Source organism: Weizmannia sp. FSL K6-0777 (genome assembly GCF_038593185.1).
Taxonomy (GTDB): domain Bacteria; phylum Bacillota; class Bacilli; order Bacillales; family Bacillaceae_C; genus Weizmannia; species Weizmannia faecalis.
Genome location: NZ_CP151971.1, coordinates 3,225,035 through 3,244,393 on the forward strand (window position 1 = coordinate 3,225,035; position 19,359 = coordinate 3,244,393).

Consider the following 19,359-nt stretch of genomic DNA (forward strand, 5'->3'; position numbering starts at 1 on the left):
CCATTAATTGCTATTTTTGAATCAGTTCTTTTTCATGCGGCAGCACCGTATCCGGATAAATTTCCGTCGGATACTTGCCGGTAAAACAGGCGAGGCACTGGCCGCATGTTTCATTAATGGCCGGCCTGCCGATTGCTTCGAGCATATTGTCAACCGTCAAAAAAGTGAGGGTGTCTGCGCCGATCATCTGGCGGATTTCCTCCACGCTGTGATGGGCTGCGATCAGTTCTTCGTGCGTCGATGTGTCAATGCCGTAAAAACACGGATGTTTCATCGGCGGCGAGCTGATGCATACATGCACTTCCGTTGCCCCGGCATCGCGGAGCATTGTGACGATCCGTTTGCTTGTCGTTCCGCGCACGATCGAATCATCGACCATGACCACCCGCTTTCCTTCGACGATGGCGCGCACCGGCGACAGTTTCATTTTCACGCCCTGTTCGCGCAGCGACTGCGACGGCTGGATAAACGTGCGTCCGACATAGCGGTTTTTGATCAGGCCCATTTCATAGGGGATGCCGGATTGTTCCGCATAACCGATCGCCGCCGAAATGCTTGAATCGGGCACGCCGGTTACGACATCCGCGTCAATGCCCGCCTGGATCGCAAGCCTTCTCCCCATATTTTTGCGTGCGGCATGAACGTTGATGCCGTGGATATTGCTGTCCGGCCGGGAAAAATAGACATATTCCATTGTACAAATGGCCGGATTCGCAGCATACGCATACTGCTCCGACTCAATGCCGCGGCTGCTGATCGATACGAGTTCACCAGGACGGATATCGCGGATAAACTCAGCCCCGACAATATCAAGCGCGCATGTTTCCGACGCAACGCAATAAGCGTCGCCGATTTGTCCGAGTGAAAGTGGGCGCAAACCGTTTGGGTCAAGGGCGACAAGCAGCTCATCTTCAGTCATAACAGCAAATGCATACGCCCCCTTTAGCATCGTAAGCGCGCTTTTCATCTGTTCTTTCATGGTACGGTAGCCGCTTCTTTTCATTAAATGGGCGAGCACCTCTGTATCGGATGTCGTCTGGAAAATGCTGCCCTGCATTTCAAGCTGGTGCTTCAATGTATGCGCGTTGACGAGATTGCCATTATGCGCAAGCGCAAGGCTGCCGTTTTGCGAATGGAACAGAAGCGGCTGGACATTTTCAATCCCGCCACCACCCGCTGTTGCATAGCGGACATGCCCGAGGGCTGCATCCCCGTCAAGCCCGGCAAAAGACTGGGCTGAAAATACTTCCGTCACAAGCCCTTCCCCTTTTTTGCCAATGAGGCGCCCGTTTTGTTTGACTACGATACCCGCACCTTCTTGCCCCCTGTGCTGCAGGCTGTGGAGCCCGTAATAGGCAAGTTGCGCTGCATCTTTGTGGCCCCATACCGCGAAAATCCCGCATTCCTCATTTAATCCCTTTATTTCAGCAAGCATCTTAAGGCTCCTTTCCAAGCCGTTTCACATTCCGCTGTATCCGCCAGAATCCACGTCTCCCCGTTTTCCCCTTTGATGGTCATTTGCTTATCATCCGTGACATGGCCTATCCAAACAGCCTCATTCACCAAATTTTGAAAAACCTGCTGGTGCTCTTTTTTCACTGACACAATAAATCGTGACTGGGTTTCGCTGAATAACGCCGTAACCGGGTTGCCTTTTAAAACGACATGGGCCCCCAAATTTCCCGTCCCAAACAGGCATTCGGCGAGTGCCGGTGCAAAACCGCCTTCCGAGACGTCATGGGCGCTTTGCACAAGGCCGGACTGGATCGCAGCAAGCAGTTGGTGCTCTCGCCGGGCTTCGGTTTCCAAATCGAGTGCCGGCGGTTTTCCGGAAATTTGGCCGTCTGTAAGCTTTTGCAGTTCGCTGCCACCGAATTCCGGTTTTGCTTCCCCGATTAGATAAATGAGGTCACCAGCCTGTTTAAATGTCTGCGTGGTCGCATGAGTAATGTCTTCGAGAAGCCCGACCATGCCGACAATCGGTGTCGGATACACGGCCTGTACGGACACTTCCCCATTTCCTGTTTTTTGCAATGTTTCATTGTACAGTGAGACATTGCCGCCAATGACCGGTGTTTCAAGCGCGCGGCACGCTTCGCTCATGCCGTCTGCTGCCTTTTCGAGCTGCCAGAAAATTTCCGGTTTTTCCGGTGCGCCGAAGTTCAGGCAGTCTGTCACGCCAAGCGGCTGGGCCCCGGAACAGACAATGTTGCGCGCCGCTTCCGCCACTGCGATTTTCCCGCCCGTTTCCGGATCCAAATAGACGTAACGGGCGTTGCAGTCCGTTGTCATCGCGAGCGCTTTTCTTGTCCCGCGGATCCGGATGACGGCTGCATCCGATCCCGGCATGACCACCGTGTTCGTCCGCACCTGATAGTCGTACTGTTCATACACCCATTCTTTGCTGGCAATGGTTGGCTGTTTGAGCAATTGGAAAAAGGTTTCCTGAAGATTTTCCACCGCCGGGATTTGCGGTTTCATCACCTGATAGGCCGCAAAGTAAGCCGGCTCTTTGGACGGTTTATGGTAGACGGGCGCATCCTCTGCAAGCGCATCGGCCGGCACATCCGCAACAAGTTCGCCGTGGTGGTACAGTTTCAACCTTTGATCATCGGTTACCGTTCCGATGGCAACAGCATCGAGCCCGTATTTTTGAAAAAGGCGGATGATTTCCGGTTCCCGGCCCTTTTTTACGACAATCAGCATCCGTTCCTGCGATTCGGAGAGCATCATTTCGTATGGTGTCATCCCGGTTTCGCGTTGCGGAATGCGGTCAAGATTCATCACAAGCCCGACGCCCGCCTTGCTGGCCATTTCGGAAGAGGAGCTGATGAGCCCGGCCGCCCCCATATCCTGGATGCCGACGAGCGCATCATGGCGGACAAGTTCGAGGCAGGCTTCAAGGAGCAGTTTTTCCATAAACGGATCGCCAACCTGGACTGCCGGACGCTTTTCATCCGAATCTTCGCTGAGCTGCCCGGAGGCAAAAGTGGCGCCGTGGATGCCATCCCTTCCTGTTTTTGCGCCGACATACATGACCGTGTTGCCGATGCCGCGCGCCTGCCCTTTTTGAATGTCTTTATGTTCGATCAGGCCGACGCACATCGCGTTAACGAGCGGATTGCCGTCATAACACGGATCAAATGCCGCTTCCCCGCCGACTGTCGGAATCCCGATGCAATTGCCGTAGCCCGCAATTCCGGCAACGACTTCTTTGAAAAGACGTTTCACCCGCGGGGAATCGAGTTCGCCGAAACGGAGCGAATTGAGAAGCGCAACCGGCCTTGCCCCCATCGAAAACACATCGCGGATAATCCCGCCGACGCCCGTTGCCGCGCCCTGGTACGGTTCAATCGCGGACGGGTGGTTATGGCTTTCAATTTTAAAAACAACCGCCAGCCCGTCGCCGATATCAATGATGCCGGCGCCTTCCCCGGGCCCCTGGAGAACGCGTTCGCCTTTTACCGGAAACTTTTTTAAGACCGGCTTAGAGTTTTTGTAACTGCAATGTTCCGACCACATGACGGCAAACAGCCCTGTTTCGGTATAGTTCGGCGTCCGGCCGAGAATCGTTTCGACCCGTGCGAATTCTTCGTCTGTCAGCCCGATTTCACGGTAAATCTTTTGGCTTTTGATTTCGGCCGGTCCTGGTTCAAGCAATAACGGCATGGGATTCCCTCCAGTTTTTCACAATGGATTTGAACAGCTTCAAGCCGTCCGTGCTTCCGAGTAATGTCTCAACGGCCCGTTCCGGATGGGGCATCATCCCGAGTACATTACCTTGTTCGTTCATAATTCCCGCAATATTGGCAATACTCCCGTTAGGATTTTCCCCGTACGCGAACACAATTTGCCTATTTTCTTTCAGCTTTTCGAGCGTTTCTTTATCACAAGTATAGTTCCCTTCCCCGTGGGCAACTGGAATCCGGATCGTTTCCCCATGTTCATACAGGGAAGTAAACATCGTTACGGCATTTTCGACCACAAGCGGTACCGTTTTGCAGACGAATTTCAAGCCTGCGTTCCGGAGCATGGCCCCTGGCAAAAGGCCGGCTTCAAGCAAAATTTGAAACCCGTTGCAGACGCCAAGCACCGGTTTGCCCTCTTCAGCAGCTCTTGCAACAGCCTGCATGACCGGCGAAAAGCGTGCGATCGCGCCTGTCCGCAAATAGTCGCCGTACGAAAACCCGCCCGGCAGGAGGATCCCGTCAAAACCATCTAAGCTATCCGCATCATGGCGGACGTATGCCGCTTCTTCACCAAGTGCATCTTGAATCGCATGAAACATATCGGTGTCACAGTTCGATCCCGGAAAAACAAGACATGCAAACTTCACGGCGCAACACACTCCTCAATTTCATAGCGGTAGTCTTCGATGACAGGATTTGAGAGCACCCGCCCGCACACTTCCCGGATGACGGCATCCAGGTCCCGGTCCGCCTTTTCTACAAGCAGCTCCAAATATTTTCCGGCCCGCACATCCTGCACTTCACTGTAGCCGAGCTGGACAAGCGACTGGTTGATGGCAGCCCCCTGCGGATCAAGGATGCCCTCGCGCAAGGTGACATAGACTTTCACTTTATACATGCGAAATATCTCCTCTCAAGCGATTTAAGATTTCCTGGTAAACTTCCGTTAAACTGCCCAAATCCCGGCGGAACACATCTTTATCCAGCTTTTCATTCGTTGCCCGGTCCCAGAGCCTGCACGTATCCGGGGAAATTTCATCGGCCAAAAGGATCGCCCCGTCACGTCCGCGTCCGAACTCGAGTTTGAAATCCACAAGGCGGACGCCGATTTCCGCAAACAGCGCCGTTAGGCTCTCATTGACAACGAGCGCCTGTTTTCTTAAAAACTGCAAATCTTCCGAACTTGCAATCCCTAAAAGCCGTACATGGTCTTCTGTAATGAGCGGGTCGCCGAGTTCGTCCTTTTTATAATAAAATTCGACAACCGGCTGCCCGGCCGGCGTTCCTTCTTCAAGCCCGAGGCGCTTTGCAAGGCTGCCCGCCACGACATTGCGGACGACTACTTCAAGCGGGATGATCTCCACCCGGCGCACAAGCTGTTCGCGTTCCGATATTTTACGGATAAAATGGCTCTTGACCCCTTTGTCCGCAAGCCGCTTAAAGATCAGGCTTGAAATCTCATTGTTCAGCTTCCCTTTTCCTTCAATCTCCGCTTTTTTCACGCCATTAAACGCGGTGGCCGAGTCTTTGTACTCGACGCGCAATACATCCGGATCCTCTGTTTCATACAACCGTTTTGCTTTCCCCTCGTATACAAGCATGCGCCTGCCTCCTTAGCCTGCTGCGCAAATTTCGCAGCCGCTTTTTATTTTCCGGGACAGCCGGGCTGAATTCACCCGGCCGCCCCGGTTCAGTTCAGCCCGAGACGGTCAAAAATCGTATCGACATGTTTCAAATGATAATGGTAGTCAAAGCATTCCTCGAGTTCTGCTTCCGTGAGCCTGCTTTGGATGGCCGGGTCTTTTTTCAACAGTTCCTTAAACGGCACTTGTTTTTCCCACGACTCCATTGCTTTCGGCTGCACCGTATCGTATGCAGCTTCACGGGACATGCCTTTATCAATCAGGGCAAGCAAAACCCGCTGTGAATAAATGAGACCGAGCGTTTTGTCCATGTTCCGTTTCATATTTTCCGGGAAGACGGTCAGGTTTTTCACAATATTGCCGAACCGGTTCAGCATATAATCAATGGCAATCGTTGCATCCGGCAAAATAATCCGTTCCGCGGAAGAATGCGAGATGTCGCGCTCATGCCAAAGGGAGACATTTTCATACGCCGTTACCATATAGCCGCGCAGCACCCGCGCCATCCCGGTCATATTTTCCGAACCGATCGGGTTGCGTTTATGCGGCATCGCGGACGATCCTTTTTGCCCTTTGCTGAAAAACTCTTCCACTTCACGGGTTTCGCTTTTTTGCAGCCCCCTGATTTCCGTAGCAAATTTTTCAATCGATGTCGCGATCAAAGACAAGGTCGCGATGTAATAAGCGTGGCGGTCGCGCTGCAGCGTTTGCGTGGAGATTGGCGCCGGCTTTAAGCCGAGTTTCCCGCAGACATACTGCTCAACGAACGGGTCGATGTTGGCATAGGTCCCGACAGCACCGCTTAATTTCCCGTAACGGATGCCGTCCGCCGCTTGCCTGAAGCGTTCGAGATTCCGTTTCATTTCTTCGTGCCAGAGCGCCATTTTCAGGCCAAAAGTGGTCGGTTCGGCATGGACGCCGTGGGTACGGCCCATCATGACGGTGTATTTATGTTCAATTGCTTTTTGCTTTAAAATTTCAATAAAACGTTCAAGGTCTTTTTCAATGATTTCATTTGCCTGTTTGATCAAATAAGAAAGCGCCGTATCGACCACATCCGTGGACGTCAGCCCGTAATGCACCCATTTTCTTTCTTCGCCGAGCGACTCCGAAACGGCCCTTGTAAAAGCGACAACATCGTGGCGCGTTTCCTGCTCAATTTCTAAAATTCTTTCAACATCAAATCTGGCATTTTCACGGATTTTTTGCACATCTGCTTTCGGGATTTCCCCAAGCTCCGCCCATGCTTCACAGGCAAGGATTTCCACTTCAAGCCATGCTTTGTATTTATTTTCGTCTGTCCAGATGGCGCCCATTTCAGGCCTTGTATAGCGTTCAATCATTCACTGCTGCCTCCGATCGTTTCTGTACATCCTGCCATACACCGGATTGTTCAAGGGAAAGCAAAGTCTCTTCGATTTCCTCTGTCAGCACTGTAACATGGCCCATCTTTCGCTGGAATTTCGCTTCTTTTTTGCCGTAAAGATGGACCGACCATTCCGGCTGGTAAGGAATTTGCGTAAGCGCCCTTTCGACGTGCTGGCCGAGCAGATTGACCATGACAGCCGGCTTCAAAAGTTCCACTTTGCGGAGCGGCCAGTTGCAGATCGCGCGGATATGCTGGCCAAACTGCGAAATCGAACAGGCTTCAATCGAGTAATGCCCGGAATTATGCGGGCGCGGTGCCAGTTCATTGACATAAAGCGTACCGTCCGCTTCTAAAAACATTTCGACTGCAAGCGTACCGGTTAAATGAAGCTGCTCTGCCACCTTTAGGGCGAGTTGCTCCGCCTCTTTTTTCACCGTATTTTCCACCCGTGCCGGCGCGATTGTTTGATGCAAAATATGGTTGTGATGAATATTTTCAACTACCGGAAAAAGGCTCGTTTCCCCTGCTTCATTCCGGGTGATGATGACAGAAAGTTCTTTTGTAAATGGAATCATTTTTTCAAGGACACATGCGCCGTGGGCAAGAAGCGGATCCGTTTCCTTAAAATCCCCTTCATGCCGGAGCGTGATCTGCCCTTTTCCATCATAACCGCCGCGCGCCGTTTTTAAAATACATGGATAGCCAATTTCTGCAACAGCTTCTTTCAAATCCGCCGCGTTTTCAACGACGCGGTACGGCGCAACCCGGACGCCTGCTTTTGCAACTGCTTCTTTTTCAAAAATACGGTTCTGCGTGATCCGGATCAGCTCCGCTCCCTGTGGGACATGGGCAAATCCGGTGGCCTTTTTCAATGTTTCATAATCGATATTTTCAAATTCATAGGTGAGCACATCGCATCGTTCCCCAAGCTCCCGCAATGCCGCTTCATCATCATATGGCGCCGTGATTTGCCCGTCCGCTACCTGCGCACACGGGCAATCCGGCACAGGATCAAGGACAATGATCCGGAAACCCGCCTCTTTTGCGGCAAGGGCCATCATTCTCCCGAGCTGGCCGCCGCCGATGATGCCGATTGTACTCCCCGGTTTAATCATTTTCCTGTTCAAGTTGATCACTGCTTTCATATACGGTTTTCGAAAGTCTTTCCCGCCTTTGTTCAAGCCTTTTGGCAATATGTTCGTTTGTTATGGATAAAATTTGGGCGGCAAGCAGTCCGGCATTCGTTGCGCCCGCTTTTCCGATCGCGACCGTTGCAACCGGGACACCACCCGGCATCTGCACGATTGAAAGCAAAGAATCAAGGCCGTTCAACGCTTTCGACCGGACCGGCACGCCGATGACTGGCAACGTCGTTTTTGCTGCGACCATCCCTGGCAAATGGGCCGCACCGCCTGCTCCCGCAATGATGACTTTTACGCCCCTGCTTCTTGCCTGTTCTGCATATTGAAACATCAGATCCGGCGTCCGGTGCGCAGAGACGACTTTTTTCTCGTAAGGTACGTTCAATTCATCCAGCACGCTGCATGCATGTTTCATCGTTTCCCAGTCCGAAATGCTGCCCATAATGATGCCAACTTCAACTGCCACCTGCATCCCTCCCCTGTTTATGTACAAAAAAACCCGGACGGATCTGCCCACTCTATTTTAGAGAGAAAGCAGTCCATCCGGGTGCAGCACAAATAAGCAAGGAAAACCTTGTGATTCCCAACTTCCGCTTTCCCTCATAGTCCGATTATTTACGGTAACCGGGTAGAGACGTATGGGCCGTATTCCCATTATATATGAGGGTCATATTCACTTTGTATTTTTATCTTAACAGGGAGGCTTGTTGCTGTCAACGAATAATTCATGTTTTACAGGTCGGGAATGTTCGGGTCTGAACTTGATTTTCTTCCTTCAAATACAATTTTTCTGGTGACCGGCTCATATTCTTTCTTGCCGTTTTTCTTGACTTCCCGGAACACCGGCTTTTCGATTCTTCTGAACGGTTGGAAGCCTTCTTTTTCCATTCTTGCCAGACAGTCCGCAATGGTCTCATTTTCCAGCACTTCAAACTGTTTTTTCATTTGTTCAATTTTCCTTTCTTCACCGCTTTTACCCAAAAACCGCCATAAATGGTTTTCGGCTCGTATGCAATGATAAAGGCCTTTGGATCAATCGTCTTTATCGCTTGGTATAATTTCAGCTCATATTTCCTCGGCGTCAAAACCTGGAGGGCAATCCGATCCCCTTCAAGCCCGTGCGCATCCCATGTAGTCACGCCGTAGCCGCTTTCCCGCAATTTTTTTGCCAAATCCAGATTTGCCCCTGTTGTAATGACATTGACCGTAATATAGCCGAGCGCCAGTTTTTCTTCAATTTTCATCCCCACCATAACACCGATTCCGTAACCGGCCGCATACGCAATAATGTTTTGGATCTTATTCAGATTGTCAAGAACAAGCCCGAGACCGATGATATACACGATAATTTCAACCATGCTGACAAAAGCGGCAATATACCGGTATCCTTTTAACGTTAGAATCATCCTCGTTGTCGAAAAGGATACATAGATAATATTAACAACAAAAATAATCAGTACCATGACAATACTATTGTGGAGCAATGATGTTCCCCCTCCTCATCACACATTCATTTTGCTTCTTTTCCATCATATCACGGCCGGAGCAAAGTAAACGTGTCCATAAGCATGATTTTTTATGATAAAACTTTTTTATGATACGATAGGGGGTAATCGAAGAAATGGGGTGTTCATATGAAAATTGAAGTGTGGTCTGACTTTGTCTGCCCATTTTGCTATATTGGAAAACGGCGTTTGGAAATGGCGCTGGCACAATTTCCGCACCGGGATGAGGTGGAAGTTGAATTTAAAGCTTTTGAACTTGACCCTGCTGCTGAAAAAGGCATCGGCAAAAATATCCACGAAGCGATTGCCGAAAAATACGGCATCAGCATGGAAGAAGCAAAACAAGCAAACCGCGGCATCGGTGAACAGGCGGCAAGTGTCGGGCTTCGTTATGATTTTGACAACATGAAGCCGACAAACACGCTGGATGCACACCGCCTTGAAAAATTTGCCGTGGCTGAAGGCAAAGGGGCGGAACTCGCCGAAAAACTGTTCCACGCCTATTTTACAGAAGGAGCGTATATCGGTGACCACGAAACACTTGCCGCAATCGCCGAATCTGCAGGCCTCAGCCGGGAAAAAGCTTTGGAAGTGCTTCGTGACCCGAATGCCTATTTAAATGACGTACGCGTGGATGAAGCCATCGCACAGCAATACGGCATCACCGGCGTCCCGTTTTTTATTCTCAACCAAAAATACGCCATCTCCGGCGCCCAGCCGCTCGAAACCTTTACAAGCGCCCTTCAGAAAGTATGGCAGGAAGAAGCCGCAGCGCCGGTGCTGCAAGACCTGTCCACCGAAGAAGACGTTGCCTGTGCAGATGGAAGCTGCATTGTACCGGGGAAGGAAGAAAAGTAACCATATTATGGCAGGCAGGGATATTCCCTGCCTTTTTAAAATATGCATTGGCACTCTTTCTGTGCCCGCTTTTAAGGGGTAGAAGAATTTGTTCACGAATTTAAGTTATCGTTTCCATTGCTACATTCCTGGGCAGGCTGATCCTGGCCCTCTATTTTAATTCAACTTTTCCGATCCCATGCCCCGCACTCACTTTGCCATTTGCTGAAATCGCAAAATCCAAAATACTGTTGGAATTTGTAAAGATCACCATTACACTGTTATCCTTTCCAGCTGCTTTCAGTGCGGATAAGTCCATATCGGCAATTTTATCACCAGCCTGGACCGTATCATTTTCATTTACATATACCTGAAAAGGCGCCCCCTTAAGTTCTACCGTATCAATCCCCAGATGCACCAATACTTCGAGCCCATTATCTGTCTGAATACTAATGGCATGTTTTGTGTCAAAAACGCTCAAAATTTTTCCGGATACCGGGCTTCGGACTTCTCCGGCCGCTGGTATTACGGCAAATCCATCTCCCATCATCTTTGTGGAAAAAACCGGATCATTTACTTCCGTTATTGGTACTAAATGGCCGCTTGCAGGCGCAACCAAGCCTACTGTTTGGCTCTTTTTCTTTTTTAAAAAGTTGAGCATATCGGTTCCCTACTTTCTAAATCATTAATTTAAGCAAAACAAAATCACAAAACATATACATTACAAGAAAAGCTCCAAGCATTGATAAATAGCTGGCATCATTTCTTAAATTAGATAATTAGAGTTGTGCCATGCTGCGAGAATGCATCGCGTCAAACGGTTTCAAGAGATCGCAGACATCGGGTATTGCGCTTCAAAAAAGCAATGGTACTATGGGTTGAAGCTGCACCTTCAAGTGACCGATCAAGGGTTGCCCATGGGCTATGTGGTGACGGAAGCATCCTGCCATGATCGTATCGCCGCTGAAAGCGTGATGACTCAAATTCCTCATCCCTATAACTTCGGGGACAAAGGATTCATTAGCCGTGAGTTGCAAAAAAGGCTGTACGAAGAATACCAAATGGCGCTTTGGACTCCGTCTCGAAAAAACCAGAAACATTGCTCGTCCGAGGCATGGGAGAAATGGATCCAACAAAAACGCAAAGTGATCGAGACGGTGTTCTCGGTTCTGGTTGACCAATACCGGATCACAGAGATTCGAGCGAATTCCATGATCGGATTTGAAGTAGCGCTCGACGGCATATTGTTAGCCTATTCGCTGGTCACACTAGGGCTAGTTGAGTTCTAACGCTCAACTAGCACCACGGGTCTTCCTAATATCCTAATAGATTCAATTTATAATATTCACAAAAATATAAAAAACAGAATTCCATCTTAATAATAAATCAATTTCTCTATTTTGTGAACATATAATTACCAAAAAAGTAAAAAAAAAGAACTAGACACCTCTAAGGCATCTAGTCTTTTTGAACCAAACCAATTTAACATTCAACGATTATTTCTGGCCTCATTTTTTTTATTTGTTTTAAAAATAACGATTTGTCTTTAGGAGAAATTAAGATGAACTTCGATTTCCCGTACACTACTTGTAAACGATCAAGTGATAGAGCTGGTGCCGCTAGAGGATTTTTAGACTCAGTAATCACTTCAATCTCTTCAAGAGGAATTGTCCAACTAAAAATTCCTCCTCTAACTTTTAAGACTTTGTCAGTTAAAATGTAAAATGTATGGAACCATCCTGAAAGCAAAAATAGTGTAAATAAACTACAAATGACTGTTAATAAAATTTTGTCAGTAACAGTTAGATCCTCCGCTATAGTACCTAACTCTAAGTGGACAGCTGTTGGCAACACAATACTCCCAACGATTAATAGCCATGTCAGGATGGAACTAATGGGTCCTTTTTTCGAGTAAAATACCAACTCAATCCCTCCTTCCTTTTACATCTATATTTATTATATTTTACCATGTTTATATATGTAAAAAACAAGTGATGCTTAAAAAAAATTGAATAAAGACTTTATGAGATATTTTTTGCCATGAATTTTTTTATGTACAGAGGACATATTTGTAATTAGATAACTTAATTTTTTTATTTGGAGAAGATAAAATCAATAGTACAATAAAAAAGGCAATTAAAAAATAAATTTGCAAACAAAAAAGAATTTCATTTTGTGGAAAATATTTCATTGAGGTATACCGCCTTCCATATCCTTCCTCCAGCAGTGATTTTGAGTAAAACGGGCTGCATTCCGGTGAAAGCAGTAAACAGTGTTTTTTATACAGGTACGAAAAAACCGCAGACAAATCGTCTGCGGTCTTCATTTGGCCCGGCAACGTCCTACTCTCGCAGGGGGAGACCCCCAACTACCATCGGCGCTGGAAAGCTTAACTTCCGAGTTCGGGATGTGTTCGGGTGTGACCTTTCCGCCATCATCACCGGACCCTTATTTTATTTTGGGATGTGTTCCCTGAAAACCGGATGGGAGAAAAAACTGTAAACGGAGAATAGCTTTGAAAATTGTCCAGCTCTAGCGCGCCCTTAGCAAGGCACCTTCGCTTTTCTATTTGGTTAAGTCCTCGATCGATTAGTATCCGTCAGCTGCACGCGTCGCCGCGCTTCCACCCCGGACCTATCAACCTGATCATCTTTCAGGGATCTTACCAGTATAAACTGTGGGAAATCTCATCTTGAGGGGGGCTTCATGCTTAGATGCTTTCAGCACTTATCCCTTCCGCACATAGCTACCCAGCGATGCCTTTGGCAAGACAACTGGTACACCAGCGGTGCGTCCATCCCGGTCCTCTCGTACTAAGGACAGCTCCTCTCAAATTTCCTGCGCCCGCGACGGATAGGGACCGAACTGTCTCACGACGTTCTGAACCCAGCTCGCGTACCGCTTTAATGGGCGAACAGCCCAACCCTTGGGACCGACTACAGCCCCAGGATGCGATGAGCCGACATCGAGGTGCCAAACCTCCCCGTCGATGTGGACTCTTGGGGGAGATCAGCCTGTTATCCCCAGGGTAGCTTTTATCCGTTGAGCGATGGCCCTTCCATGCGGAACCACCGGATCACTAAGCCCGACTTTCGTCCCTGCCCGACTTGTAAGTCTCGCAGTCAAGCTCCCTTATGCCTTTACACTCTGCGAATGATTTCCAACCATTCTGAGGGAACCTTTGGGCGCCTCCGTTACCTTTTAGGAGGCGACCGCCCCAGTCAAACTGCCTGCCTGACACTGTCTCCCACCCCGGTAAGGGGTGCGGGTTAGAATTTCAATACAGCCAGGGTAGTATCCCACCGATGCCTCCGCCGAAGCTGGCGCTCCGGTTTCCAAGGCTCCTACCTATCCTGTACAAGCTGTACCAAAATTCAATATCAGGCTGCAGTAAAGCTCCATGGGGTCTTTCCGTCCTGTCGCGGGTAACCTGCATCTTCACAGGTACTATAATTTCACCGAGTCTCTCGTTGAGACAGTGCCCAGATCGTTACACCTTTCGTGCGGGTCAGAACTTACCTGACAAGGAATTTCGCTACCTTAGGACCGTTATAGTTACGGCCGCCGTTTACTGGGGCTTCAGTTCAGAGCTTCGCCTTACGGCTAACCCCTCTCCTTAACCTTCCAGCACCGGGCAGGTGTCAGCCCCTATACTTCGCCTTGCGGCTTCGCAGAGACCTGTGTTTTTGCTAAACAGTCGCCTGGGCCTATTCACTGCGGCTTCCCGGGGCATACACCCCAAAAAGCACCCCTTCTCCCGAAGTTACGGGGTCATTTTGCCGAGTTCCTTAACGAGAGTTCTCTCGCTCACCTTAGGATTCTCTCCTCGCCTACCTGTGTCGGTTTGCGGTACGGGCGCCTTTCACCTCACTAGAGGCTTTTCTTGGCAGTGTGGAATCAGGAACTTCGGTACTAAAATTTCCCTCGCCATCACAGCTCCGCCTTGGCGCGAAGGATTTGCCTCCGCACCGGCCTAACTGCTTGGACGCGATCAACCAGTGTCGCGCTTGCCCTATCCTCCTGCGTCCCCCCATCGTTCAAACGGTGAAGAGGCGGTACAGGAATATCAACCTGTTGTCCATCGCCTACGCCTTTCGGCCTCGGCTTAGGCCCCGACTAACCCTGAGCGGACGAGCCTTCCTCAGGAAACCTTAGGCATTCGGTGGAAGGGATTCTCACCCTTCTTTCGCTACTCATACCGGCATTCTCACTTCTAAGCGCTCCACCGGTCCTTCCGGTCCGGCTTCAACGCCCTTAGAACGCTCTCCTACCACGGACACCATACGGTGTCCATCCGCAGCTTCGGTGATACGTTTAGCCCCAGTACATTTTCGGCGCAGCGTCACTCGACCAGTGAGCTATTACGCACTCTTTGAATGATGGCTGCTTCTAAGCCAACATCCTGGTTGTCTAAGCAACGCCACATCCTTTTCCACTTAACGTATACTTTGGGACCTTAGCTGGCGGTCTGGGCTGTTTCCCTTTCGACCATGGATCTTATCACTCACAGTCTGACTCCCAAGCATAAGTTTTTGGCATTCGGAGTTTGTCTGAATTCGGTAACCCGATGAGGGCCCCTCGTCCAAACAGTGCTCTACCTCCAAAACTCTTCGCTTGAGGCTAGCCCTAAAGCTATTTCGGAGAGAACCAGCTATCTCCAAGTTCGATTGGAATTTCTCCGCTACCCACACCTCATCCCCGCACTTTTCAACGTGCGTGGGTTCGGGCCTCCAGCAAGTGTTACCTTGCCTTCACCCTGGACATGGGTAGATCACCTGGTTTCGGGTCTGCGGCCTCATACTCTTTCGCCCTGTTCAGACTCGCTTTCGCTGCGGCTCCGCTTCTTCAGCTTAACCTTGCATGAGACCGTAACTCGCCGGTTCATTCTACAAAAGGCACGCCATCACCCGTTAACGGGCTCTGACTACTTGTAGGCACACGGTTTCAGGATCTCTTTCACTCCCCTCCCGGGGTGCTTTTCACCTTTCCCTCACGGTACTGGTTCACTATCGGTCACTAGGGAGTATTTAGCCTTGGGAGATGGTCCTCCCGGATTCCGGCGGGATTCCTCGTGTCCCGCCGTACTCAGGATCCACTCGGGAGAGAACGAAGTGTCAGTTACAGGGCTTTTACCTTCTCCGGCAGGCCTTTCCAGGCCGCTTCACTTACCCCGTTCTTTTGTAACTCCCATATGAGTGTCCTACAACCCCGGAAGGCAAGCCTTCCGGTTTGGGCTGTTTCCTGTTCGCTCGCCGCTACTTGGGAAATCGCAATTGCTTTCTCTTCCTCCGGGTACTGAGATGTTTCAGTTCCCCGGGTGTGCCCTTCCTGCCCTATGGATTCAGGCAGGAATCCTGTCCGATTAAAGACAGGGGGTTTCCCCATTCGGAAATCTCCGGATCAAAGCTTACGTACAGCTCCCCGGAGCATATCGGTGTTTGTACCGTCCTTCATCGGCTCCTAGTGCCAAGGCATCCGCCGTGCGCCCTTTCTAACTTAACCATAAAAGGTTTAAATCCAAAAATAAGCGATTCTCGGTTTACTTGGTTTATTTCTCCTATCCGGTTTTCAAAGAACACATACTGAAGGATTGGACCTTCAAAACTGGACAAAACGGAAACGCCAAACTTAATTTCGGAAAACCGAAGGTTTTCCTTTTATGTCTAGCTCCGGGCGCTATCGGCTAGCGTATTTCTACGTCTTCTCCCTACGATAAGCGGGCATCGATTCGCCTTTAAGGCTCATCATGTTTCCTTTATCTCAGTCGAAGACTTCGAAATCCGTACGCCGATGAACGAGCGCCCTACGCTTTTCCCCTTAGAAAGGAGGTGATCCAGCCGCACCTTCCGATACGGCTACCTTGTTACGACTTCACCCCAATCATCTGTCCCACCTTCGGCGGCTGGCTCCGTAAAGGTTACCTCACCGACTTCGGGTGTTACAAACTCTCGTGGTGTGACGGGCGGTGTGTACAAGGCCCGGGAACGTATTCACCGCGGCATGCTGATCCGCGATTACTAGCGATTCCGGCTTCATGCAGGCGGGTTGCAGCCTGCAATCCGAACTGGGAATGGTTTTCTGGGATTGGCTTAACCTCGCGGTCTCGCAGCCCTTTGTACCATCCATTGTAGCACGTGTGTAGCCCAGGTCATAAGGGGCATGATGATTTGACGTCATCCCCACCTTCCTCCGGTTTGTCACCGGCAGTCACCTTAGAGTGCCCAACTCAATGCTGGCAACTAAGGTCAAGGGTTGCGCTCGTTGCGGGACTTAACCCAACATCTCACGACACGAGCTGACGACAACCATGCACCACCTGTCACTCTGTCCCCCGAAGGGGAAGGCCCTGTCTCCAGGGAGGTCAGAGGATGTCAAGACCTGGTAAGGTTCTTCGCGTTGCTTCGAATTAAACCACATGCTCCACCGCTTGTGCGGGCCCCCGTCAATTCCTTTGAGTTTCAGCCTTGCGGCCGTACTCCCCAGGCGGAGTGCTTAATGCGTTAGCTGCAGCACTAAAGGGCGGAAACCCTCTAACACTTAGCACTCATCGTTTACGGCGTGGACTACCAGGGTATCTAATCCTGTTTGCTCCCCACGCTTTCGCGCCTCAGCGTCAGTTACAGACCAGAGAGCCGCCTTCGCCACTGGTGTTCCTCCACATCTCTACGCATTTCACCGCTACACGTGGAATTCCACTCTCCTCTTCTGCACTCAAGCCTCCCAGTTTCCAATGACCGCTTGCGGTTGAGCCGCAAGATTTCACATCAGACTTAAGAAGCCGCCTGCGCGCGCTTTACGCCCAATAATTCCGGACAACGCTTGCCACCTACGTATTACCGCGGCTGCTGGCACGTAGTTAGCCGTGGCTTTCTGGCCGGGTACCGTCAAGGCGCCGCCCTGTTCGAACGGCACTTGTTCTTCCCCGGCAACAGAGTTTTACGACCCGAAGGCCTTCTTCACTCACGCGGCGTTGCTCCGTCAGACTTTCGTCCATTGCGGAAGATTCCCTACTGCTGCCTCCCGTAGGAGTTTGGGCCGTGTCTCAGTCCCAATGTGGCCGATCACCCTCTCAGGTCGGCTACGCATCGTTGCCTTGGTGGGCCGTTACCCCGCCAACTAGCTAATGCGCCGCGGGCCCATCTGTAAGTGGCAGCCGAAGCCGCCTTTCCTTTTTCCTCCATGCGGAGGAAAAAACTATCCGGTATTAGCCCCGGTTTCCCGGCGTTATCCCGGTCTTACAGGCAGGTTGCCCACGTGTTACTCACCCGTCCGCCGCTAACCTTTTAAAAGCAAGCTTTTAAAAGGTCCGCACGACTTGCATGTATTAGGCACGCCGCCAGCGTTCGTCCTGAGCCAGGATCAAACTCTCAGTAAAGATGTTTGATAAAAGCTCAAAAAGAATTTGACGTTTCGTTTTGTCCAGTTTTCAAGGAACAATCTTTGCTGTTCTTAACAGCGACTTAATTATTATATCAAAATATCAATTCGCTGTCAACATCTTTTTTATCAGACTCCCAATATTTATCAGTTCCTGTCGAGTCAGCTTTATTATCATACCATCCGTGTTATCCTAAGTCAATATAAATTGGCATGAAATTTTTTCCAAACCCAATCCATCAAATTACCAACAAAAAGACCGACACACGGGGATCTTTTGGGCAAAATCAAATTGACTTCTTTTTGTTATCAGTGGAAAATGAAAACGTGTAGGAGCGATGCATTTTCCGATTAAGGAGAGGTTGATTTTGAAAACATTTTTTCGCAATTACAAATCCACTGCCATATTGTTGGCTGCCATCATCATTGGCGGCATTGCGGGCGTGGTTGCAGGCTCAAAAGCAGAAGTTGTAAAGCCATTCGGGGATTTATTTTTAAATTTAATGTTTACGGTTATTATTCCGCTTGTCTTTTTCAGCATTTCTTCTGCCATCGCAAATATGGCCGGTCTTGGCCGTTTGGGCAAAATTTTAGGAAGCATCATTCTTGTATTTCTTGGCACTTCCCTCTTGGCAGCCATCATTGGTTTTGGCGGCACTTTCATCATCAAGCCGCTTGCGCATACAGATACAACCGCCATAGAACAAATGATGGCAAAAGCTGACGGCAGCCGGCAAAATAGTACTCATCCGTCTTTTCTCGAACAACTTGTTCAAACGTTCACAGTGCCTGATTTTCCAAATTTATTTACCAAAACGAATATGCTTCAGCTGATTGTTTTTTCTGTTCTGTTCGGCCTGGCTACCACATTGGCCGGGGAGAAAGGAAAGCCTGTTGCTGTTTTTTTGGCATCAGGAACAGCCGTCATGATGAAATTTGTTAAAATCATCATGTATTATGCGCCAATCGGGCTTGGGTGTTACTTTGCTTCCATCATCGGCACACTTGGCCCGCAAATTTTGGAAGGATATGCGCGTTCGTTTGGTTTATACCTGATCTTAACGATCATTTATTTTTTCGGCTTTTTTACCTTATATGCCTTTATGGCCGGGGGGACGGAGGGCATCAAGGTGTTTTGGAAAAATGCGGTCCCCCCTTCTGTTACGGCCATTGCGACCTGTTCAAGTGCTGCCTGCATTCCGATTAATTTGGAAACCGTTCAAAAAATGCATGTGCCTTCCGACATCGCAGAAACAGTGATTCCTTTAGGTGCGAACACGCATAAGGACGGCTCTGTGTTTGGCGGCGTGCTGAAAATCGTTTTTTTGTTCACCTTGTTCGGAAAAGATTTGACAAGCCTGCCCCATATGCTGGCAGTCATTGCCGTTGCATTTCTTGTTGGCGCGGTAATGGGGGCGATCCCGAGCGGCGGTATGATCGGGGAGATGCTGATTTTAAGCGTTTTTGGATTCCCGCCGGAGTCGCTGCCGATTATTGCAGTAATCAGTACGATTATTGATGTCCCGGCCACACTTTTAAACTCAACCGGAAACACGGTAAGCGCCATGCTCGTTTCCCGGCTCGTAGAAGGAAAACATTGGCTCAGCCGCACGCAGTAAAAGAAAGAACAAGGCAGCCCGCTTCTCAGGCGGAATCCGTGGCGGCCGGAGAAGGAGCCGGCATTTCCGCCGGTTTCTTAAAAGAAACGCTGTTTCGGAAAAAACATGACGGAAATGGAAAATCCGCCGGGAAAAATGATTTTCCCGGCGGATTTCTTGTTTAAAAAAGGGGCAGCCT

15 protein-coding genes, 3 rRNA genes, 1 pseudogene and 1 riboswitch are annotated in these 19,359 nt (G+C 49.7%); of the genes and pseudogenes, 4 read left to right on the top strand and 15 right to left on the bottom strand.

What is annotated here, in order from left to right; genetic code table 11:
• Positions 1-10 precede the first annotated feature (10 nt).
• From purF to NST70_RS15475, 10 genes are all read right to left on the bottom strand, one after another.
• Positions 11-1,435: an amidophosphoribosyltransferase gene (gene purF / locus NST70_RS15430; RefSeq protein WP_017550745.1), complete on the bottom strand. Its 1,425-nt coding sequence runs from the start codon at positions 1,433-1,435 to the stop codon at positions 11-13.
• Positions 1,420-3,669: a phosphoribosylformylglycinamidine synthase subunit PurL gene (gene purL / locus NST70_RS15435; protein WP_035190018.1), complete on the bottom strand. Its 2,250-nt coding sequence runs from the start codon at positions 3,667-3,669 to the stop codon at positions 1,420-1,422. Before purL ends, purF begins: the two co-directional genes overlap by 16 nt.
• Complete coding sequence (gene purQ, locus NST70_RS15440; protein WP_342475442.1) at positions 3,653-4,336, bottom strand: phosphoribosylformylglycinamidine synthase subunit PurQ; 684 nt, start codon at positions 4,334-4,336, stop codon at positions 3,653-3,655. Before purQ ends, purL begins: the two co-directional genes overlap by 17 nt.
• Positions 4,333-4,587: a phosphoribosylformylglycinamidine synthase subunit PurS gene (gene purS, locus NST70_RS15445; protein WP_017552972.1), complete on the bottom strand. Its 255-nt coding sequence runs from the start codon at positions 4,585-4,587 to the stop codon at positions 4,333-4,335. The genes purQ and purS overlap by 4 nt, the downstream gene beginning before the upstream one ends.
• Positions 4,580-5,290 (bottom strand): phosphoribosylaminoimidazolesuccinocarboxamide synthase, encoded by a 711-nt coding sequence (gene purC / locus NST70_RS15450; protein ID WP_029142044.1) that lies wholly within the window; start codon positions 5,288-5,290, stop codon positions 4,580-4,582. Before purC ends, purS begins: the two co-directional genes overlap by 8 nt.
• Before the next feature lie 89 nt (positions 5,291-5,379).
• Entirely contained in the window at positions 5,380-6,675 is a 1,296-nt protein-coding gene (gene purB, locus NST70_RS15455) for an adenylosuccinate lyase (protein ID WP_035190019.1), read from the bottom strand.
• Positions 6,668-7,828: a 5-(carboxyamino)imidazole ribonucleotide synthase gene (gene purK / locus NST70_RS15460; RefSeq protein WP_080746306.1), complete on the bottom strand. Its 1,161-nt coding sequence runs from the start codon at positions 7,826-7,828 to the stop codon at positions 6,668-6,670. The genes purB and purK overlap by 8 nt, the downstream gene beginning before the upstream one ends.
• A complete protein-coding gene (gene purE, locus NST70_RS15465) occupies positions 7,809-8,309 on the bottom strand; it encodes a 5-(carboxyamino)imidazole ribonucleotide mutase (RefSeq protein WP_104851650.1) in 501 nt (166 codons plus the stop codon). Before purE ends, purK begins: the two co-directional genes overlap by 20 nt.
• Positions 8,310-8,426: 117 nt before the next feature.
• A riboswitch (purine riboswitch) is annotated at positions 8,427-8,527 on the bottom strand.
• 48 nt (positions 8,528-8,575) lie between these two features.
• Positions 8,576-8,788: an NETI motif-containing protein gene (locus tag NST70_RS15470; protein ID WP_035190025.1), complete on the bottom strand. Its 213-nt coding sequence runs from the start codon at positions 8,786-8,788 to the stop codon at positions 8,576-8,578.
• The gene (locus NST70_RS15475; RefSeq protein ID WP_017550737.1) at positions 8,785-9,327 is read right to left on the bottom strand and encodes a DUF2179 domain-containing protein; all 543 of its coding nucleotides are present in this window, start codon (positions 9,325-9,327) and stop codon (positions 8,785-8,787) included. The genes NST70_RS15470 and NST70_RS15475 overlap by 4 nt, the downstream gene beginning before the upstream one ends.
• A 150-nt stretch (positions 9,328-9,477) precedes the next feature.
• On the opposite strand from NST70_RS15475, the gene NST70_RS15480 reads away from it, so the two are divergent.
• On the top strand, positions 9,478-10,206 hold the full coding sequence (locus NST70_RS15480) for a DsbA family oxidoreductase (protein ID WP_342475443.1): 729 nt from the start codon (positions 9,478-9,480) through the stop codon (positions 10,204-10,206).
• Between the two features lie 151 nt (positions 10,207-10,357).
• Here NST70_RS15480 and NST70_RS15485 read toward each other — a convergent pair whose 3' ends face one another.
• On the bottom strand, positions 10,358-10,846 hold the full coding sequence (locus NST70_RS15485) for a PTS glucose transporter subunit IIA (RefSeq protein WP_342475444.1): 489 nt from the start codon (positions 10,844-10,846) through the stop codon (positions 10,358-10,360).
• A 124-nt stretch (positions 10,847-10,970) separates the two neighbouring features.
• On the opposite strand from NST70_RS15485, the pseudogene NST70_RS15490 reads away from it, so the two are divergent.
• Positions 10,971-11,474: pseudogene (locus tag NST70_RS15490) on the top strand (IS982 family transposase); the annotation flags it as partial.
• Positions 11,475-11,667: 193 nt separating this feature from the next.
• Here the strand turns inward: NST70_RS15490 and NST70_RS15495 are convergent.
• The 4 genes from NST70_RS15495 to NST70_RS15510 all read right to left on the bottom strand — a co-directional run bounded on the left by NST70_RS15495 (position 11,668) and on the right by NST70_RS15510 (position 17,560).
• Positions 11,668-12,039 (bottom strand): PH domain-containing protein, encoded by a 372-nt coding sequence (locus tag NST70_RS15495; RefSeq protein WP_235801740.1) that lies wholly within the window; start codon positions 12,037-12,039, stop codon positions 11,668-11,670.
• Positions 12,040-12,514: 475 nt separating this feature from the next.
• Positions 12,515-12,630: ribosomal RNA gene (gene rrf / locus NST70_RS15500) — 5S ribosomal RNA — on the bottom strand.
• A gap of 124 nt (positions 12,631-12,754) precedes the next feature.
• Positions 12,755-15,687: ribosomal RNA gene (locus NST70_RS15505) — 23S ribosomal RNA — on the bottom strand.
• Positions 15,688-16,006: 319 nt separating this feature from the next.
• Positions 16,007-17,560: ribosomal RNA gene (locus tag NST70_RS15510) — 16S ribosomal RNA — on the bottom strand.
• Together the 16S, 23S and 5S rRNA genes form the textbook arrangement of a ribosomal RNA operon.
• Positions 17,561-17,930: 370 nt before the next feature.
• Here NST70_RS15510 and NST70_RS15515 point away from each other — a divergent pair.
• Both NST70_RS15515 and NST70_RS15520 read left to right on the top strand, forming a co-directional pair.
• Entirely contained in the window at positions 17,931-19,181 is a 1,251-nt protein-coding gene (locus NST70_RS15515) for a dicarboxylate/amino acid:cation symporter (protein WP_014096894.1), read from the top strand.
• Positions 19,160-19,345, top strand: a complete 186-nt coding sequence (locus NST70_RS15520; protein WP_026684240.1) for a hypothetical protein — start codon at positions 19,160-19,162, stop codon at positions 19,343-19,345. The genes NST70_RS15515 and NST70_RS15520 overlap by 22 nt, the downstream gene beginning before the upstream one ends.
• Positions 19,346-19,359 lie beyond the last annotated feature (14 nt).